A 17,798-nucleotide genomic window follows, 5' to 3' on the forward strand; every position below is an offset into this window, starting at 1 on the left:
AGCGGTCCGTGGGGGCGTTACGCGCTGCCCGCCGCCGCGTACGGGCAGGTGGCGGGGGCGTCGGCGGCGAGCGGGCGGCCCTGGGTGTCGTGCGTCTCGAAGTACGCGGCGGCCTGCCGCTGCCTGCGGGCGTCGAGCACCATCCAGGTGCCGAGGCCGAGTTGGAGGGTGCCGCGGCCCGCGTCCTCGAAGGCGTCCCGCAGCCGCAGCGCGGTGCGCGCGGCGAGCGCGGCGCGGGGCGGCAGCGGCCGGTCGCGGGCGACGAGCAGGCAGGGGGCACGGTGCGGGATGGACCTGGTGTGGGAGGCGCCGGACTCCAGGGTGAAGCGGCGCAGCACCTCGCGGGTGGCGGCGCGCATCACGAGGGGCGCGAGCCGCCAGGCGGGGCAGGGCCGGTTGGCCGCCACGCCGAACGGGATGTGGTGGGCGTCCTTGGCCGACAGGGAGTTCCAGCGGTCCGGGTCGAAGGTGTCCGGGTCGCGGTAGCCGGAGGCGTGGTAGTCGGGGTAGCTGAAGCAGAGGACGGAGCCTGCGGGGATGACGGCGCCGTCGCCAGGGTCGATGTCGCCGGTGGTGATCCGGTGGGCGACGCCGAAGAGGGGGTAGAGCCGGAACGTCTCGTCCATGGCGTTGCCGAGCAGCCGGTCGTCGTCGGGTGCGGCGGCGATGCGCTCCTGGATGTCGCCGTGGTGGGCGAGTGCGAGCAGCAGGTGCGCCATGGCCTCGGACATCTGCACGACGGCGGTGTTGAAGAAGGTGCCCTGGAGGTAGTAGACGCGGTCGCGCGCGGAGAGCAGGGGCGGCAGCGGGTGGGGCACGTCCCCGGCGGCGAGGCGCCGTTCGAGGTAGCGGGTGAGGCGGGCCCTGCGCCGCAGGTGGCGGGGGCGGGTGCACTTGAGGGCGTTGACCACGTCCTCGGCGTTGTCCGTGATGAGCCGGCGCGCCTCGGGCGGGCAGGGTTCGCGGAACACGAGGGTGTAGAAGAACTCGGCCCACACCGGCATCATCAGGTCGCGCAGCCGCACCAGGGTGACGCGCCCGGTGGCCGCCTCGTCGAGGACCCGGGCGGTGCAGCGGGCCGCGGCCTCGTACAGCTCGTCGGAGGGTCCCGCGAGGATCGCCCGGGTGGTGCGGGCGACCTGCTCGTAGCGCTCGCCGGCCTCCAGGTGCTCCTGGTGGACGTCGGCGCCGGGCGAGAGCCAGTACCAGAACAGGTCGGAGAGCGCGGCGCCCTTGCTGCGCCCGCCGGCCGCGGGGTGCCCGTAGACCTCCTCGAAGCGGTCGGGGCCCACGGTCGCGTCGGGGAAGGTGACGGCGTCGTCGCCGTTGACCGCCGCGAACACCTTCATCCGCAGGGCCACCACCGACCTGGGCAGCCAGAGGGGGGTGCTGAGCGCGAGGGCGCCCGCCAGCGAGGCGAGCGCCGTCTTCCGTGTCACCATGGGGCAGCTCCTCGGGTGTCGCCGGCGGCGGGGCCGCGCGGCACGACCTGGTCGCGGGTGAGGTCGCAGGGGCGCGCGGCGCCGCACAGCGCCAGCGTGTGGTCGAACTCGTCCCGCAGGGTTTCGAGTACGGCGCGTACGCCCTGCTCGCCTCCGGCGGCGAGGCCCCACAGCACGGGGCGGCCGGCCCCGACCGCCGTGGCGCCGAGCGCGAGGGCGATCGCGGCGTCGGTGCCGCGCCGCACCCCGCCGTCGAGCAGGACGGGCACGCGGCCGGCGACGGCGTCGGCGACCGCGGGCAGGGCGTCGAGCGCGGCGGGCGCGGCGTCGAGCTGGCGCCCGCCGTGGTTGGAGACGAGGACGGCGTCGACGCCCTCGGCCACCGCGAGGCGCGCGTCCTCGGGGTGCAGGACTCCCTTGAGCACGACGGGCAGCCGGGTGGCGGCGCGCAGCCGCCGCAGGTCGTCCCAGGACAGCGCGGGCGACATGGCGATGGGGCGTACGGCGTCAGGGGGGCCGCCCGGCAGGCCGCGCATGTTCTCGGCGGCGAGTCCTCGCGGCAGGTCGGTGAAGCCGTTGCGCAGGTCGCGGGTGTGGCGGCCGAAGACCGGCGAGTCGGCGGTGACCACGAGCGCCGAGCAGCCCGCGCGCTCGGCGCGGCGCGCGAGTTCCGCGGTGACGGCGTGCTCGGGGTGCGGGTAGAGCTGGAACCAGACGGCGGCGTCCGGGTTCTGCCCGCGGGCCGCGGCCGTGACCTCGGCGACCGGCGCGGTGGCGGCGACGCCGGTGACGAGGACGGTGCCGGCGGCCGCCGCGGCGCGTGCGGTGGCCCGTTCGCCCTCGGGGTGGGCGAGCCGGTGGAAGGCGGTGGGCGAGACGAACACCGGGAAGGCGGCGCGGTCGCCGAGCAGGGCGACCGACGTGTCGGGGGCGCCGGCGCCCCGCAGGACGCGCGGCAGCAGGGCGAGGCGGCCGAAGGCGCGCTCGTTGTCGGCGAGTGCCCGCTCGTCGCCCGCGCCGCCCGCGTAGAAGTCGTAGTGCGCGCGCGGCAGCCGGGCCCGGGCGCGCTCCTGCGGCGCGGGCAGGTCCAGGGGCTCCGCGGTCTGCCGCGGCGCGACCGCGCCGCGGGGCAGGCCGGGGCCGCCGCCGTGCGGGCCGCCGGCGGCCCGCAGCCGCTCGGGCGCCATCGGTCAGCCGGCGGAGCGCGCGGTCGCGCCCGCGGGCAGCCGGGTTTCGAGGAACGCGCGCAGCGGGGCCCGGTGGACGCTCTCGCTGTCCCACTCGTTCTCCAGGTTCTCCGTGAGGTGGTGCTCGGCGGCGGGCTCCGCCGTCCCCGCGGTGAAGTGGCGTACGACGGGGTGGAGATAGCGTCCGTCGAGCCCGGTGGTGTCCTGCTGTCCCGGCCTGCGCACGGACACGTCGAAGGGGTTGATGACGTCGTGGTCGGCGCCGTATTCGAGGGTGACGGTGAAGTACTCGGCGACGCCGTCGAAGGTGGTGCCCGCCGCGGCGGCGGAGTGCAGGTGCGCCACGGGGATCTCCTCGCAGTAGCGCACGGAGCCGTCCGTGCCGAGGAGCACCGCGTCGCCGAGGAAGCCGAACTGCTGCCACAGCGCCGAGCTGCGGTTGACGCGCGCGATGACGGCGTCGGCCACGGCCGCGGCGTCCGCGGGCAGGTCGCCCGCGGGCCAGGGGATGCCGTGGTAGCGGCGTTCCAGTATGCGGTGGAGTGCGCGTACGCCGTAGCGGAAACCGTGGATGAATCCGCTGGTGGATTTCTTGAAGTCGCGCACCTGGGTGAGCGTGCCCGCGAAATACATGTCCGGTATGTTCACGGATTCCCAGGCGTCGGTCTGGGCCGGGAACCTGTCCTTTATGGTGAGTTCCGGGCGACATTCCTCGGAGAACAGGGAGGCGTCGAAACGGAATCCGGTGGCCAGAATCACCCGGTCGTACCGCACGTCCTTCACGATCTCGTCGACCCGGTCGAACGAAATGCTGACGACGTATCCGTCGCCGTCTTTTCTGATGCGCTGCACCGTGCCTTCGAGCAGGGCGTTCTGCGATTTGAGCTGGTAGGTGTCGAGGAAGTTGTTGTTGACCGCCCTGAGGTGTCCCACGAAATGGGTCTGCCAGGCGAGCCGCAGCGATCCCGGCCCGGCGACATGGATGACGGCGGCGGTCTCGATGAGGTTGTCCGCGGTCTCGAACGCCGAGTTCCCGCGGCCGATGATCAGGACCCGCTGGTCGGTGAAGTCGGCCGGGTCGACGGAGACGTCGGTGTAGAGCTCCGCGTTCTCGACCCCGTCGATGCCGGGCACGTACGGCCGGCTCACGCCGGTGGCGACGATCAGCCGGGCGGCGCTGAACTCGCGGCCGTCCGCGGCGCGGGCGACGAACGGGCCGCCGGGCCGCGGCCGGGTGATCCGCTCGATGCGGGTGCCGTGGCTGACGCGCAGGCGGTGCGCCGCGGCGAAGTCGGCCAGGTAGCGGACGAGCGCGTCGGCGGGCGGGAAGTAGCGCGGGGTGTACGAGGTGAAAAGGGGCCCGTCGTCCGAGAGGAGCGAGTTCCAGTCGGTGCGCAGCCTGAGCTCGGGGTCGTCCCAGCCGGTGTGGACCTTGTTGGACGAAATGAGCGTGCGGTGCCTGGGGAATGCAGTGAAGAACGTCCCAGGCGCGTCCCCGGCCTCCACAATGAGATAGGAACGCCCGGTTCTCTCCAGGTAGTAACCCGCCTGGAGCCCCGCGGGACCCGCGCCGAGGATGAGGTAATCGACCTGGCCTTCGTCGGACATGGATTCTCCCGTCTCTCTGCGGTCGCCCACAGTACTTGACACTTAAAGCACAGCACCACGCCGCGCATTCGTGATGTAAGTCACACGCCACATTCCGGCCTGGCGGGCGAACAATGGGAATCCCCTGCGCGGGTCGCCAGGCGGTCGCGGAGCGCCCGGGGGACACGATCACGCGCGCTTCCGCAGGACCGCGTCCGTCGGAAGTCGCGGCCCGTATCCCGGCGCAATTGCAGACGAGCCGGTTTTCACCCTTTCGCGCCCTGCCGAGTGGAGACGAAGTGGAAAATTCGACCGCCCCGGTGTTCCCCGGTGCCCTCATCGACGCCTTCGGCGCCGCCCCCGCAGCGCCCGCCTTCGAGCACCGTGCGCGCACCGTGACGCGCGGCGAGGTCCTCGCGCTGACGGGCCGCTTCGCCGCGGGTCTGGCCGCCGCGGGGCTCGGCCCCGGCAGCACGGTCGCGCTCGCCGCCGACGTCACTCCTGAGGCGTTCGCCGCGCAGCTCGCCGCCCACGTCCTGGGCTGCCGGGTGATCGGCCTGCGCCCCGGGCTGACCGGCGCCCACCTGCGGCTCGTGCTCGACGGCGGCCGGGCGGCGGGCGGCGCGCGCCCGGCGGCGGACGGCGACGGCAGCGATGCCGGTGTGGACGCGGTGCTCACCGACCACGCGCACGACCGGCCCGAACTCGCCGCGTCCGGGCGGCCGTTGCTGGAGTTCGGCGCCGACCTGCTCGACCGCCACCCCGAGCCCGACGCGCTGGCGCCGCGCGGCCGGCCGGAAGCCGTCGCCCTCATCCACCTGACCAGCGGCAGCACGGGACGCCCCAAGGGCTGCGAGGTGACCTACGGGGCCATGTCGCAGCACTGGTCCTGGGCACCGCACCGGTGGACGGAGCGGACCCGCGCACTCGCCGCCGGCTACGGCCGCTACCTCCTGTTCGGCACGCTGACGAGCGCCGTGATCTTCGAACACCTCGGCCTGTGCCTGCTCGGCGGCGGCACCGCGGTGATACCGGAGGGGCCGCCCCGCTTCCCCGAGATCTTCGCCGAGCACCGGATCACCGCCTGCCTGCTGACCGTGGCCAGGCTCCACCAGGTGCTCGACACCCTCAGGACCCGGCCGGTGGACACCGGCAGCCTGCGGGTCCTGCTGGTCGCGGGCTCCCCCGTGCCCCCGCACCGGCTCGCCGAGGCGGTCGAGCGCATCGGGCCCGCCGTCCACCAGGGCTACGGCCAGACCGAGACGGGCATGCTCACCCTGCTGTCGCCGGACGAACTGCGCGGCGCGAACCCGCCGTTCGACTCCGTCGGCCGCCTCATCGACACCGTCTCCGCCACCGTGCGCGACGAGCAGGGCGACCCGGTGGCGCCGGGCGCGACCGGCGAGATCTGGGTGCGCAGCCCCGGCGCCTTCCGCGGCTACTGGAACGACCCGGAGGAGACCCGGGAGGTCCTCCACGACGGCTGGACCCGCACCCGCGACCTCGGCAGCATCGGTACCGACGGCCTGGTGCGGCTCACCGGCAGGACCCGCGACGTGGTCATCGTCAACGCGATCGTCCACTACGCGGGCGGCCTCGAACGCGTCCTCGCCACCCACCCCGACGTCGACCAGGCGTATGTGGTCGGCGCACCCGACGAGCGCACCGGCGAGGCCGCGCACGCCTTCGTGGTCCCCCGCGCGGGCCGCGCCCCCGACCCCGCCGAGCTGACGGCGCTCCTCGTACGGGAACTCGGCGCCGCGTCCGCACCCGCGTCGGTGACCCTCATCGACGCGCCCCCGCTGGCGCCGAGCGGCAAGCCGGACAAGCAGGCGCTGCGGGACCTCGTCGCGGCCCGCTGACCGCTCCGGGGCCGGCGCAGGAACCGTGACCTGCCGGGCCGCCGGGCGGTGGCCCGGGGGCGCATGGCTAGAATTCGCCCGAGGTTACGCGGCCGTGCCCACGCACACCATGGGCCGCCGCGCCGTTGGTGCGGTCGCTGTGGTGGGCGGCCCTCGCGGATCGCGCGCAGCCCTGCACCAGCACAAGCAGCGACCACGACGGGGTGACTTCCCACCATGTCCGACACCCGAAACGACACCGCAGAGGAGCGTCCGGAGACCGCGGCCGCCGATCAGGGTGAAGCCGGGCACCACGCGCGGCACCGCGGGGAGGCCGCGCCGGCGGACGACTCGGCGGCGCAGGCGCACGGCAGACACCGCCGCCCCGCGCGGGCCGGCGCCTGACGGCCGCGCAACGCGACCCGCACCACCGGCCGAGGGGCCGCCCCGGCAGCGCCGGGGCGGCCCCTCCCCGCGTCCGGGCCCGGCAGGCGGCAGGCGGCAGGCGGCAGGCAGGACATTTGTCCCGGTCGACCGGCGCACATACGGATCTGCCGGACCGGCGAGGCCGCCCGTAACGTCGAGGGCATGAGGCAGACAGCAGGCGCACGGGCAGCGAAGGCGGCCGCGGCCGCCACGGCGGCGGGGGCGGCGGCATGAGCGGCGGGAGGCAGCGGGAGCGGCTGGTCCTGCGGGACTTCCCCGTACCGCCGTTCCCCCAGTTCGGGCGGCGCGGCGCGGACGGCCGGGGCACAGGGCGGGGCGCCGGCACGTCGGTGGCCGACGTCGCCGAGGGGCCCGGCAGGCCGGGCCCGCCGAGCGGCTTCTCGATGATGCCGTGGCTGCTGCTCGGCCTCGGGTCGTTCTCCAACATCGTGCAGGGCAAGACACCGGACCCGTGGATCGGCGGGGTCGGCCTCTTCGTCTTCAACACCCTGTACGTGTCGGTGGTGTTCCGGGCGTTCGTGCCGGAGAAGCGCGAGGGCCCGCACATCCGCTGGATGCTCGTCGTCCTGGGGCTGCTGACGTTCGCGCTCGCGGGCCTCTACGGCGGGTCGTGGCTGCTGTTCCTGCCGCTGTTCGGGCTCGCCTGCGGCTCGGTGCTGCGGGGGCGGGCGCTCGCGTTCGGCGCGATCGCGCTGGGCGCGGCGGCGGCCGGGATCTCCGCGTACCACGACGGGTGGGGCGCGGTGCCGGTCGCCTACGGCGCGGCGATCTCCATGATGGTGACGGCCGCGATCCTCACCCTGTCCGAGACGGTGCTGCAACTCCGTGAGACTCGGCAGGAGTTGGCGCGTTCCGCGGTGGAGCGCGAGCGGCTGCGGTTCTCCCGCGACCTGCACGACCTGCTCGGGCACACCCTCTCGGTGATCGTGGTGAAGGCAGAGGCGGCGCGCAGACTCGCGCCGTCGCGGCCCGACGACGCCCTCGCGCAGGTCTCGGACATCGAGGCGGTCGGCAGGCAGGCGCTCACCGAGGTGCGGGAGGCGGTGACGGGCTACCGCGAGGGCAGCCTCGCCACCGACCTCGAACGGGCCAGGTCCGCGCTGGCCGCCGCGGGCGTCGAGCCGGTCGTACGGCAGTCGGGGGCGCCGCTCGACCCGCAGGCGGAGGCGCTGCTCGGCTGGGTGGTGCGGGAGGCCGTCACCAATGTGGTGCGCCACAGCGCCGCCGCGCGCTGCGAGATCGTGATCGACTCGTCCGTCCAGCGGGTACGGGCCTCGGTCACCGACGACGGGGTGGGCGCGCACCCCGACCTGGTCGCCGCCTCCGCGGGCACCGGGCTCAAGGGGCTGCGCGAGCGGCTGGCAGCGGCGGGCGGCTCCCTGCGCTGCGCGCAGGCGGCGCCGGGCTTCCGCGTCACCGCCGAACTGCCGACCGGCCCCGGCGGCACCGCGCCCGACGACCCGCCGCACCACCGCACGCGCGGCCGCCGCACCTGCTGACCTGTCCCGCCCTGGCAAGGGGGCTCAGGACCTAGTCTGGGGCCGTGGCGGATGAGAAGTCAGGGGGGCGGGGCGCGGCGCCGGTGCGGGTGCTGCTCGCCGAGGACCAGGGGATGATGCGGGGCGCGCTGGCGCTGCTGCTCGGCATGGAGGACGACCTGGAGGTGGTCGCCCAGGTGGCCGCGGGGGACGCGATCGTGGCCGAGGCGCTGGCCGCGCGGCCCGACGTGGCGCTGCTCGACATCGAGCTGCCGGGGATGAGCGGGCTCGACGCGGCGGCGCAGCTGCGGGAGCGGCTCCCCGCGTGCCGGGTGCTGATCCTCACCACGTTCGGGCGGCCCGGCTATCTGCGGCGCGCCATGGAGGCGGGCGCGGCCGGGTTCCTGGTGAAGGACGGGCCCGTCGAGGAGCTGGCGGGTGCGGTGCGGCGGGTGCTGCGCGGCGAGACGGTGATCGACCCCGGCCTCGCCGCCGCCGCGCTGAGCGCGGGCCCCAATCCGCTGACCGGGCGGGAGCGCGACGTGCTGAACGCGGCGGTGGACGGCGCGACCGTCGCCGACCTGGCGGCGCGGCTGCACCTGTCGGAGTCGACGGTGCGCAACTACCTGTCGTCCGCGATCGGCAAGACCGGCACCCGCAACCGCATGGAGGCGGTACGGGCAGCCCGCCGCCAGGGCTGGCTGTAGCGCGCCTCCCCCGGGCGTGCGCGCCCCGCGCTCAGGCCCCCGACGCGCCGGGCGGTGGCAGCGTGGCGCCGCGCGGGCGCCTGCGGGGCAGCCACAGCAGCATCAGCAGGACAGCGGCGAGGCTCACACCGCAGCCGATGCGGAAGGCGAGCGCGTAGCCCGCGGTGAGCGCGACCGGGTCCGTGCCGCCGCCGCTGCGGGTGGCGGCGGCCGTCGACAGGACGGCGAGGCCGAGCGCGCCGCCCATGGTCCGCGCGGTGTTGACGATGCCGGACACCAGGCCCGCGTCCTGTGGCGCGGCGCTGCCGGTGGCGAGGGAGGCGAGCGGGGTGGTGGCCATGCCGAGCCCGACCATGACGGCGATGCCGGGGCCCATGATCGACGTCAGATAGCCGCCGTGCGGGCTGAGCTGGGACTGCCACGCGAAACCCACGGCCGCGACGAGTCCGCCGAGCACACCGACCTGGCGGGGGCCGACGCGGTGCATCAGCGCGGGCGCGAGCTTCGAGCCGAACACGATGCTCAGGGAGCTCGGCACCAGCGCGACGCCCGCCTCGAACGGCGTGTACCCCAGCACGTTCTGGGCGTAGACCGTCATGAAGAACCAGACGGCGAAGCTGGTCGAGCCGCAGACGAACATCGCCGCGTTGGCCGCGGCGACCGTGCGGGTGCGGAACACCTTCAGCGGCATCAGCGGCTCCCGCGTCCGCGCTTCGAGCACGAGGAACGCGCAGAGCAGGGCGAGCCCGCCGACCAGCGGCACGAGCGTGGCCGCGGCGCCCCAGCCGCCGCGCTCGGTCTGCACGATGCCGTACGAGACGACCGCGAGCCCGGCCGTCACCAGCACGGCGCCCGGCAGGTCGAGCCGCCTGCCGCGGCCGCCGCGCCGCTCGGCAAGCCACAGCGCGCCCGACACGAGGACGAGCGCGCCCACCGGCACGTTGATCAGCAGGACCCAGCGCCACGACAGCAGGTCGGTGAGGGTGCCGCCGACGAGGCCGCCGGCCGCGCCGCCCGCGGCGCCCACGGCGGCCCAGGTGCCGACCGCCCGTATCCGCGCGGGGCCCGCCGGGACCGCGGAGGTCAGCAGGGTCAGCGTGGCGGGCGCGAGGACCGCGGCGCCGAGGCCCTGCACGGCGCGGGCCCCGAGGAGCTGCCAGCTCTGCTGGGCGAGCCCGCCGGCGAGGGACGCGAGTGTGAAGACGGCGAGCCCGGCGAGGAACGTCCGCTTCTGCCCGAACAGGTCGGCGGCCCGGCCGCCGAGGAGCATGAACCCGGCGAAGGCGATGGAGTACGTGTTGAGCACCCACTGGAGGCCGCTCTCGCTCATGCCGAGGTCGCTGCGCATCGAGGGCAGGGCGACGTTGACGACGGACACGTCGAGCACGACGAGGAACTGCCCGGCGCAGGCGATCAGGACGACCGCCCAGGCGGGGACGGTGCGCGGGCCCGCCCCCTGCCGGGCGGCGGGTCCGCCGGCGGGGGCCGCGGGCGCGGCGGGCGGGCGCGGCAGGTCCCGGGCGGGCGGGTCGGGAGGAGAGGTCGTCATGCCGTCATGGTCGCAGCCGCCCGCCGCCCCTGACATCCTGTGAACGGACCAGAAGGACGGGTCCCTTGGTCCTACGCCGTGCGCCGCCGCGCGGTGCACGCCACCCGCCACGCGCTCCTTTCGCCCCCGCCCGCTTCCGCACGGCCCCGCTCGGCGGGGTGCCGGGACCGCCGGGCGGAATACCGTATGAGAGGAAAAGCGTTCACAGGCCACGCACAGGCCGGCCCCCACGGGCCGGGCCCGCGCGCCCTGTTGCCTGACCTCACCTCTCCCGGAGGCCGCACGCATGCCGCAGACGACGACCGATCATGACGCCGGAACGCTCCCGCCGGAGGGCGGCAGACGCGCGACCGGCGCGGTGGTGCCCGTCCTCGCCTTCGCGGGCATCACCGTCGCGGTGATGCAGACCCTGCTCGTACCGGTCATCAAGGACCTGCCCGCCCTCCTCGGCACGGCGCCCTCCAACGCGACCTGGGTCATGACGTCGACGCTCCTCGCGGGGGCCGTCGCCACACCGATCATGGGCAGGCTCGGCGATCTGTACGGCAAGCGGCGCATGCTGCTCGCCAGCCTCGCCGTGATGGTGGTGGGATCGCTGGTCTGCGCCTTCACCGACGACCTGCTCATCATGATCGCCGGGCGGGCGCTCCAGGGCTTCGCGATGGGCGCGATACCCCTCGGCATCGGCATCATGCGCGACGAACTGCCGCGCGAGAAGCTGGGTTCCGCGATGGCGCTGATGAGCTCGTCGATCGGCGTGGGCGGCGGCCTCGCCCTGCCGGCCGCCGCGCTCGTCGCGCAGAACGCCGACTGGCACGCCCTGTTCTTCGGCGCCGCGGGCATCGGCGTGCTGTCGATGCTGCTGACGCTGCTCGCCGTGCCGGAGTCCGCGCTCCGCGCGCCGGGACGGTTCGACAAGACCGGCGCGTTCGGCCTGTCGGCGGGGCTCGTCGCGCTGCTGCTGCCCGTGACGAAGGGCAGCGACTGGGGCTGGACCTCGGCGCCCACCCTCGGCCTGTTCTGCGGCGCCGTGGTGATCCTGCTGGCCTGGGGCGCCTGGGAGCTGCGCTCCGCCGCCCCGCTGGTGGACCTGCGCACCACGGCGCGCCGCGAGGTGCTGCTGACCAACCTCGCCTCCGTGATGGTGGGGGTGGCGTTCTACGCGATCTCGCTGGTACTCCCGCAGCTGCTCCAGCTCCCGAGGGCGACCGGGTACGGCCTCGGCCAGTCGATGGTGGTGGCGGGCCTGTGCGTGGCGCCGCTCGGCCTCACGATGATGCTGACCGCCCCGCTGTACGCGCGGATCGCCGCCCGGCGCGGCCCGAAGGTCTCGCTGATCATCGGCATGGTCGTCATCGCGCTCGGGTACGGCGGCGGGCTCGGCCTGATGGACGCCGCGTGGCAGACCATCGTGATCTCGGTGGTGGTGGGCGCCGGCATCGGCCTGGCGTACTCCTCGCTGCCCGCGCTGATCATCGGCGCGGTGGACGCGTCGGAGACGGGCGCGGCCAACGGGCTGAACACACTGATGCGTTCGATCGGCACGTCGGTGTCGAGCGCCGTCATCGGCATGGTCCTCGCCCGCACCTCGGCCGACGCGGGCGGCGTGGCGCTGCCGACTCTGCACGGCTTCCGGATCTCGTTCCTGATCGCGACGGCCGCGGTGGTCGGCGGTCTGGTGCTCGCCTCGTTCCTGCCGGGGCAGCGCGCGGCGGGCGCCGCCGCCGGTGCGCAGGGCCTCGACGCGGAGTTCGTCGAGGAGTTCGGGGCCGAGCCCGCCGGCGTGCCGGCGCGCCCCGCGGCGCAGCACACCACGCTGGTCGCCACCTCCGGCGGCTTCCGCGGCCTCGTCACCGGCGCGGACGGCGGCCCGGTCCCCCGCGCCACGATCACCCTGATCGACCGCAGGGGCGCGCAGGCGGGCCGTGCCGTGGCGGGCGAGGACGGCCGCTACGACCTGGTGCCGCCGGGCGCGGGCGACTTCGTCCTCGCGGTGTCGGCGTCCGGCCACGGCGCGCGGGCGCGGGCCGCCACCTACGCGGGCGACGGCGTCCCCGTCGAGGTCGACCTCGCCCTGCCCGCCCAGCGCGCGGCGGCTCCGCAGCAAGAGGCCACGCAGCAGGACAGGACAGCCTGACGCGGGCGCCGACCCGCCGGGCGCAAGGCCCCGACCCGCCGCGCCGGCGCCCCGCTCGGCTTGGCACCATGGTCGAGGCCGCCGCACACCGCACACCGCACACGACCAACGGGAGCACGCCATGCCAGGGCCCGCCGCCGACATCCAGCCCGCGCAGCGGACCCTGGACGCCTTCGAGGCGGCCAAGGGGTTCATGCCGCGCGACGAGGGGCTCGCCCTGTACGCGGCCGCCGTCGACGCGGGGGCGCTGGGGCTGCCGCTGCTCGAAGTCGGCTCGTACTGCGGGCGTTCCACGCTGCTGCTCGCGGACGCGGCGCGGCGTGCCGGGACGGTCGCCGTCACGGTGGACCACCACAGGGGCAGCGAGGAGCAGCAGCCGGGGTGGGAGTACCACGACCCCGAGGTGGTCGACGCCGAGCTCGGCGTGATGGACACGCTCCCCACGTTCCGGCGCACCCTGTACCGCGCGGGCCTTGAGAACGCGGTCGTCGCGGTGGTGGGCGCGTCGCCGCGGGCCGCCTCGGTCTGGGGCCGCCCGCTCGGCCTGGTGTTCGTGGACGGCGGCCACACCGACGAGCACGCCACGAACGACTACGAGGGCTGGGCGCCGCACCTCGCGGAGGGCGGCCTGCTGGTGATCCACGACGTGTTCGAGGACCCGGCGGACGGAGGGCAGGCGCCGTACCGCGTCCACCGGCGGGCGCTGGCGTCCGGCGCGTTCGAGGAGACGTCCGTCACGCGCTCGCTGCGCGTACTACGCCGTATCGGACAGGGCATCTGACGGCCGCCGCGCGCGCCACTACCATCGCGCGGGTGCCACACCATGTGAACGGACCGGTTCCGCAGCACCCTTCCGCCCGCCGCCGCGCGGCGCGCCCCGCCGTGCGCCGCGCCCCGGTGCGTGCGGCCGTCCTGGCCGCCGCCGCGGCCTGCGCGCTCGCCGGCTGCCAGGGCCCGGGCGGCACGGTGCGCGCCGCGGGCACCGGCGCGCCCGCGCCCGCCTCCCCCGCGCGCACCTCGCAGGCGCCCTCCGGCACGCCGTCCGCCGGTGCGGCGAAGCCGCTGGCCGGGCGGGTCGTCGCCATCGACCCGGGGCACAACGCGCACAACTTCCAGCACACCGCGGAGATCGGCAAGCCGGTGAAGGTGGGCAACGGCACCAAGGAGTGCGACACCACCGGCACGTCCACCGACGACGGCTACTCCGAGGCGGACTTCAACCTCGACGTGGCGCACCGGCTGCGTGCGCTGCTGACGGCGCAGGGCGCGAAGGTCGTCCTCACCCACGACGGCGACCGGCCGTGGGGCCCGTGCGTCACGGAGCGCGCAGAGGCGGGCAACCGGGCGAAGGCGGACGTGGCGCTGTCCGTCCACGCGGACGGCGCCCCCGTCGGCAGGCGCGGCTTCCATGTGATCCTGCCGGGCAGGGTGGACGAGGGCGGCACGGACAACGGTCCGATCGTCGCCCCGTCGCGCCGGCTCGGCGAGGACCTGCGGGACGCCTTCCAGCGCGTGACGGGCAGCGCCCGGTCCGACTACATCGGGCAGGGCACCGGGCTGGACACGCGCACCGACCTCGGCGGGCTCAACCTCTCGACCGTGCCGAAGGTCTTCATCGAGTGCGGGAACATGCGCGACCCGAAGGACGCCGCGCTCCTCACCAGCGCGAAGTGGCGCCAGAAAGCCGCTCTCGGCATGGCCGAGGGCATCGACAGGTACCTGGAGTAGATTCCCGGCGGGCGGACACGGCGGGCGGCGCGGGCGATAATACGTTCGCGGCGCGGCCCGCGGCGTCCACCCGCCCGCCCCGAAGTGACGACTGACGAAGGACATTTACGTGAACATCCGCTCTCTCGTGCGCGGCGACGGCGTGGTGGTCGGGGCAGCGCTCCTGCTGTTCATCGCCTCGTTCCTCGACGTGGTCTCGGCCGGCGGCTTCGGCTCGAACGCGTGGGACAACCTCGGGCTCGCGATGAGCATGTACCTGGGCGGTGTCATCGGTGCGGTGCTGATCGTGCTGTCCCGCTCGTCGGCTCAGCCCCGTACGGTCGCCGGGCTCGACGTGCGCCAGTTCGGCGTCGCGCTGACCGTGTTCGCGGCGTGGACGGCGCTGTGGACGATCGTCGACTTCAACGGCGGCTCGGGCGTCAGCCGGGGCGCGGGCCTCGTCCTCGGCTTCATCGCCGCGCTGATCCTCGCGTTCGCCGCGGTCGCGACGCCGCTGCTGCCCGGCCTCCAGGCGCCGCTGGTGCCCGCGCCGAAGCCGCAGCAGTACCCGCAGGGCGCCGCGGGGTACGGCTACCCCGGCCGGCAGCCGTACGGGGCGCAGCAGGGCGAGCCGTACGGCGGCCCGCAGGGCCCCGGCGCGGCACCGGAGTTCTCGCCGTTCTGGTTCGCCGTGCCGGTCGCCCGCCCGCTGTACGGCGAGGACGGCTCGCCGTCCCCGGTCGCCGAACTGGCCCCCGGTACCTGGTACCTGGCGGTGGAGCAGCGCGGCGGCGGCCTGATCGCGCAGACGCAGGACGGCCGCAGGGGCGTCCTGCAGGACACCACGGGCATCCAGCGCGGCTGACCGCACGCCCCGCAGCCGCGACGAGGGCTGTCGCGGACGCGGGGCCGCGACGCGCGGTCAGGGGCGGCGCGGGGCGCGGGCCACCGTGCGGGCCATCTCGGCGGCGCTGCCGAGGTAGGCCGCCGGGTCGCAGAGCCGGCTGATGCGTTCAGCGCCGATCCGCTCCACCAGGTCGGGGCGGCTGAGGAGCTCGGCCTCCAGCGTGGTGCCGGTCTCGATGGCGGTGCGGCAGGCCGCGTAGACGGCCTCGTGGGCCTCCTGGCGGCCGAGTTCGGGCGCGATGTCCATCATGACGGCCTCGGCGACGATGAGGCCGCCGGTGAGGTGGATGTTCCGGCGCATCCTGGGGGCGTCCACTTCGAGGCCGGAGAGCATGAACTCGGCCTGGTGGAGGGAGCCGGACAGCAGCAGGAACGCCTCGGGGACCGCGGCCCACTCCAGGTGCCAGGGCCCGGTGGCCCGTTCGAAGTCCTGCATCATGGCGTCCAGCAGGACGGCGGACTTCTCGCGCAGCAGCTTCGCGGCGGCGACCATCAGCTCGCTGGAGATGGGGTTGCGTTTCTGCGGCATGGTCGAGGAGGCCCCGCGGCCGGGGACGAAGGGCTCGGCGACCTCGCCGAACTCGGAGGAGCACATCATCGACACGTCCCAGGCGATCTTGCCGAGCGAGGCGCCCACCGCGGCGAAGAGCGAGACGAGTTCGGCCAGCCCGTCGCGTGCGACGTGCCAGGTGATCGGGGGTTCGCGCAGCCCGAGTTCGGCGGCGAGCGCCGCCCGTGTGCGCAGTCCTTCGGGTCCGTCGCCGAGGGAGGCGAGGGTGCCCGCGGCGCCGCCGAACTGGACCATGAGGGCGCGTGCGCGGGCCTGTCCGAGGCGTTCCGCGTGCCGGTCGAGGGCGGAGAGCCACACGGCGCAGCGGTAGCCGAAGGTGATGGGCAGGGCGTGCTGGAGGTGGGTGCGCCCTGCGGTGACCGTGTCGGCGTGTTCCTCGGCGAGGTGCGCGAGGGCGGCGCGTACGCGGTCGAGCTGGTCCTTGAGGAGGGCCGTGCCCTGCTCGCACTGGAGCATGACGGCGGTGTCCATGATGTCCTGGGTGGTGGCACCCCAGTGCAGGTAGCGGCCGGACTCGCCGCACTGCGGGGCGAGTTGCTTGATGACCGGCAGGACGGGGTAGCCGACGACCTCCGTCTCGGCGCGCAGCAGGTCGAGGTCGATCCCTTCGATGCCCGCCTTCGCGGTGATCTCCCGCGCGGCGTGCGCGGGGATGACACCGACCGCGGCCTGCGCGCGGGCCAGCGCGGTCTCGGTGTCGACGATGCGTGCGAGGTACGCGGTGTCGTCGAAGATCTCGCGCATGGCGGGGGTGCCGAACATGTCGCGGAACAGCAGGGAGTCGAAAACAGTGGTGCTCATGGGCCTCTCGTTCACTGGCTGGGGGTGGGCGCGTGGGCGGCGGTGCCGGGCTCTGCGGGTTCCGTGGCGGCCTCGGGGCTCCGCTCACGGCGGCGCTCCTGCTCGGCGGCGGCGAGGAACGCGGCCGGATCGGCGAGTGCCCGCCGGGCCTTGTCCTCGTCGAGCTCATGGGTCCACTTGGCGAGTACGAGGGTGGCGACCGCGTTGCCGAAGCTGTTCACGGTCGAGGTGGCCATCGCCATGATCCGGTAGACGCCGAAGAGGACGGCCACGCCGGACAGCGGGAGGGTGTCGGTGGCGGCCACGGTGGAGGCGAAGACGACGAACGTGCCGCCCGCGACGGTCGCCGCCCCCTTGGAGGTGAGGAGCATGATCACGAGCAGGCCGAGCTGTTCGGAGAGCCCCATGTGGATGCCGTACACGTTGGCGAGGAAGAGGGTGCACATGGAGAGGTAGACGGAGGTGCCGTCCAGGTTGAAGGCGTATCCCGTGGGGACGACCAGGCCGACCGTCTGCTGGGAGGCGCCCATGCGCGGCAGCTTCTTGAGGATGCCGGGCAGCGCGGACTCGGAGGACGCCGTGCTGAGGGTCAGGGCGATCTCCACGCGCAGACAGCGCATGATCCGCCAGATGTTGAACCCGGCGAGCAGGCAGACGAGTCCGAGGACTCCGAAGAGGAAGACGGCGATGACGGCCCAGTATTCGAGGACCAGTTCGCCGAGGGCGAGCAGCAGGCCGGTGCCGCTCGATCCGACGGAGTAGGCGATGGCCCCGAAGGCGCCGATCGGGGCGAGCCGCATGACCACGTTGACGAACGCGAAGAAGCACTCGGAGATGGTCTCCATCCCGGTGTGCACCCGCGTCTGGAGGTGCTGGGGCAGAGTGAGCAGCCCGACACCGAAGATCACGGCGATGACCACGACCTGGAGGAGTTGCCCCGAGGTGAAGGCGCCGACGACGTTGTCGGGGACGATGCCCTGGAGGAACGCGACGAGGCCGTGTTCCTGGGACGAGGTGTCGGGGACGTCCGCCTTGTCGGCCGGCAGGGGCCCGGCGCCCTTGCCGACGCCGAGGAGGTTGGCGGCGAGGAGGCCGAGCAGGAGGGCGACGGTGGAGACGGCCTCGAAGTAGAGCAGGGCGAGGAGCCCGATCCTGCTCGCCTTGCGCAGGTCGCCCGCCGAGGTGATGCCGAGGACGATGGTGAAGAACACCAGGGGCGCGACACCCGCCTTGATCAGCGAGAGGAAGAGGTCCCCCACGACCTTCAGGTCGGTCGCGAAGCCGGGGAAGGCGAGTCCGATGACGACTCCGAGCACCATGGCGGCCAGGACCTGGAAGCCGAGACCCCGGTACCAGGCGGTGCGCGGGGCGGGGCCGCCGCCGGACGGGCCGCCCGCGGCGGCAGGGGGGAGAGCGGGGTGTGTGGGCATGGGGGTCT

14 protein-coding genes are annotated in these 17,798 nt (G+C 74.6%); 8 read left to right on the forward strand and 6 right to left on the reverse strand.

What is annotated here, in order from left to right:
- Positions 1-17 precede the first annotated feature (17 nt).
- Genes AB0910_RS13460 through AB0910_RS13470 form a run of 3 tightly spaced genes read right to left on the reverse strand, consistent with a single transcriptional unit; the run spans position 18 to position 4,237 of the window.
- The gene (locus tag AB0910_RS13460) at positions 18-1,442 is read right to left on the reverse strand and encodes a cytochrome P450 (RefSeq protein WP_366744715.1); all 1,425 of its coding nucleotides are present in this window, start codon (positions 1,440-1,442) and stop codon (positions 18-20) included.
- The gene (locus AB0910_RS13465; protein WP_366744716.1) at positions 1,436-2,629 is read right to left on the reverse strand and encodes an alpha-hydroxy acid oxidase; all 1,194 of its coding nucleotides are present in this window, start codon (positions 2,627-2,629) and stop codon (positions 1,436-1,438) included. Before AB0910_RS13465 ends, AB0910_RS13460 begins: the two co-directional genes overlap by 7 nt.
- A gap of 3 nt (positions 2,630-2,632) precedes the next feature.
- On the reverse strand, positions 2,633-4,237 hold the full coding sequence (locus AB0910_RS13470; RefSeq protein ID WP_366744717.1) for an NAD(P)-binding domain-containing protein: 1,605 nt from the start codon (positions 4,235-4,237) through the stop codon (positions 2,633-2,635).
- Between the two features lie 278 nt (positions 4,238-4,515).
- Between AB0910_RS13470 and AB0910_RS13475 the strand changes: the two genes are divergently transcribed.
- The 4 genes from AB0910_RS13475 to AB0910_RS13490 all read left to right on the forward strand — a co-directional run bounded on the left by AB0910_RS13475 (position 4,516) and on the right by AB0910_RS13490 (position 8,689).
- Positions 4,516-6,078 (forward strand): AMP-binding protein, encoded by a 1,563-nt coding sequence (locus tag AB0910_RS13475; protein ID WP_366744718.1) that lies wholly within the window; start codon positions 4,516-4,518, stop codon positions 6,076-6,078.
- A 216-nt stretch (positions 6,079-6,294) separates the two neighbouring features.
- The gene (locus tag AB0910_RS13480; RefSeq protein ID WP_366744719.1) at positions 6,295-6,462 is read left to right on the forward strand and encodes a hypothetical protein; all 168 of its coding nucleotides are present in this window, start codon (positions 6,295-6,297) and stop codon (positions 6,460-6,462) included.
- A gap of 251 nt (positions 6,463-6,713) precedes the next feature.
- Positions 6,714-8,003, forward strand: coding sequence for a sensor histidine kinase (locus tag AB0910_RS13485; protein ID WP_366744721.1), 1,290 nt, complete (start codon positions 6,714-6,716; stop codon positions 8,001-8,003).
- 44 nt (positions 8,004-8,047) lie between these two features.
- Complete coding sequence (locus AB0910_RS13490) at positions 8,048-8,689, forward strand: response regulator transcription factor (protein ID WP_366744722.1); 642 nt, start codon at positions 8,048-8,050, stop codon at positions 8,687-8,689.
- Between the two features lie 31 nt (positions 8,690-8,720).
- Here the strand turns inward: AB0910_RS13490 and AB0910_RS13495 are convergent, their stop codons facing one another.
- Positions 8,721-10,238 carry an MFS transporter gene (locus AB0910_RS13495; RefSeq protein WP_366744723.1) on the reverse strand — a complete coding sequence of 506 codons (1,518 nt, stop codon included), beginning with the start codon at positions 10,236-10,238 and terminating at the stop codon, positions 8,721-8,723.
- Positions 10,239-10,524: 286 nt separating this feature from the next.
- Between AB0910_RS13495 and AB0910_RS13500 the strand changes: the two genes are divergently transcribed.
- The 4 genes from AB0910_RS13500 to AB0910_RS13515 all read left to right on the forward strand — a co-directional run bounded on the left by AB0910_RS13500 (position 10,525) and on the right by AB0910_RS13515 (position 14,947).
- Entirely contained in the window at positions 10,525-12,375 is a 1,851-nt protein-coding gene (locus tag AB0910_RS13500) for an MFS transporter (protein WP_366744724.1), read from the forward strand.
- A 121-nt stretch (positions 12,376-12,496) separates the two neighbouring features.
- Positions 12,497-13,156: a class I SAM-dependent methyltransferase gene (locus AB0910_RS13505; protein WP_366744725.1), complete on the forward strand. Its 660-nt coding sequence runs from the start codon at positions 12,497-12,499 to the stop codon at positions 13,154-13,156.
- A 131-nt stretch (positions 13,157-13,287) separates the two neighbouring features.
- On the forward strand, positions 13,288-14,103 hold the full coding sequence (locus AB0910_RS13510) for an N-acetylmuramoyl-L-alanine amidase (RefSeq protein WP_366744788.1): 816 nt from the start codon (positions 13,288-13,290) through the stop codon (positions 14,101-14,103).
- A gap of 109 nt (positions 14,104-14,212) precedes the next feature.
- A complete protein-coding gene (locus AB0910_RS13515; protein ID WP_366744726.1) occupies positions 14,213-14,947 on the forward strand; it encodes a hypothetical protein in 735 nt (244 codons plus the stop codon).
- Between the two features lie 57 nt (positions 14,948-15,004).
- On the opposite strand, the gene AB0910_RS13520 is transcribed toward AB0910_RS13515, so the two are convergent.
- Positions 15,005-16,360, reverse strand: coding sequence for an adenylosuccinate lyase family protein (locus AB0910_RS13520; protein ID WP_366744727.1), 1,356 nt, complete (start codon positions 16,358-16,360; stop codon positions 15,005-15,007).
- Positions 16,361-16,371: 11 nt separating this feature from the next.
- The gene (locus tag AB0910_RS13525) at positions 16,372-17,790 is read right to left on the reverse strand and encodes a cation:dicarboxylase symporter family transporter (RefSeq protein ID WP_366744728.1); all 1,419 of its coding nucleotides are present in this window, start codon (positions 17,788-17,790) and stop codon (positions 16,372-16,374) included.
- Between the last annotated feature and the right edge of the window lie 8 nt (positions 17,791-17,798).

The organism is Streptomyces sp. NPDC047002, assembly GCF_040704505.1.
Lineage (GTDB): Bacteria > Actinomycetota > Actinomycetes > Streptomycetales > Streptomycetaceae > Streptomyces.

Coding starts and splice junctions, on each gene's coding strand:
- AB0910_RS13500 (WP_366744724.1), top strand. CDS start 10,525: ATGCCGCAGACGACGACCGATCATGACGCCGGAACGCTCCCGCCGGAG.
- AB0910_RS13505 (WP_366744725.1), top strand. CDS start 12,497: ATGCCAGGGCCCGCCGCCGACATCCAGCCCGCGCAGCGGACCCTGGAC.
- AB0910_RS13460 (WP_366744715.1), bottom strand. CDS start 1,442: ATGGTGACACGGAAGACGGCGCTCGCCTCGCTGGCGGGCGCCCTCGCG.
- AB0910_RS13495 (WP_366744723.1), bottom strand. CDS start 10,238: ATGACGACCTCTCCTCCCGACCCGCCCGCCCGGGACCTGCCGCGCCCG.
- AB0910_RS13470 (WP_366744717.1), bottom strand. CDS start 4,237: ATGTCCGACGAAGGCCAGGTCGATTACCTCATCCTCGGCGCGGGTCCC.
- AB0910_RS13525 (WP_366744728.1), bottom strand. CDS start 17,790: ATGCCCACACACCCCGCTCTCCCCCCTGCCGCCGCGGGCGGCCCGTCC.
- AB0910_RS13485 (WP_366744721.1), top strand. CDS start 6,714: ATGAGCGGCGGGAGGCAGCGGGAGCGGCTGGTCCTGCGGGACTTCCCC.
- AB0910_RS13520 (WP_366744727.1), bottom strand. CDS start 16,360: ATGAGCACCACTGTTTTCGACTCCCTGCTGTTCCGCGACATGTTCGGC.
- AB0910_RS13465 (WP_366744716.1), bottom strand. CDS start 2,629: ATGGCGCCCGAGCGGCTGCGGGCCGCCGGCGGCCCGCACGGCGGCGGC.
- AB0910_RS13480 (WP_366744719.1), top strand. CDS start 6,295: ATGTCCGACACCCGAAACGACACCGCAGAGGAGCGTCCGGAGACCGCG.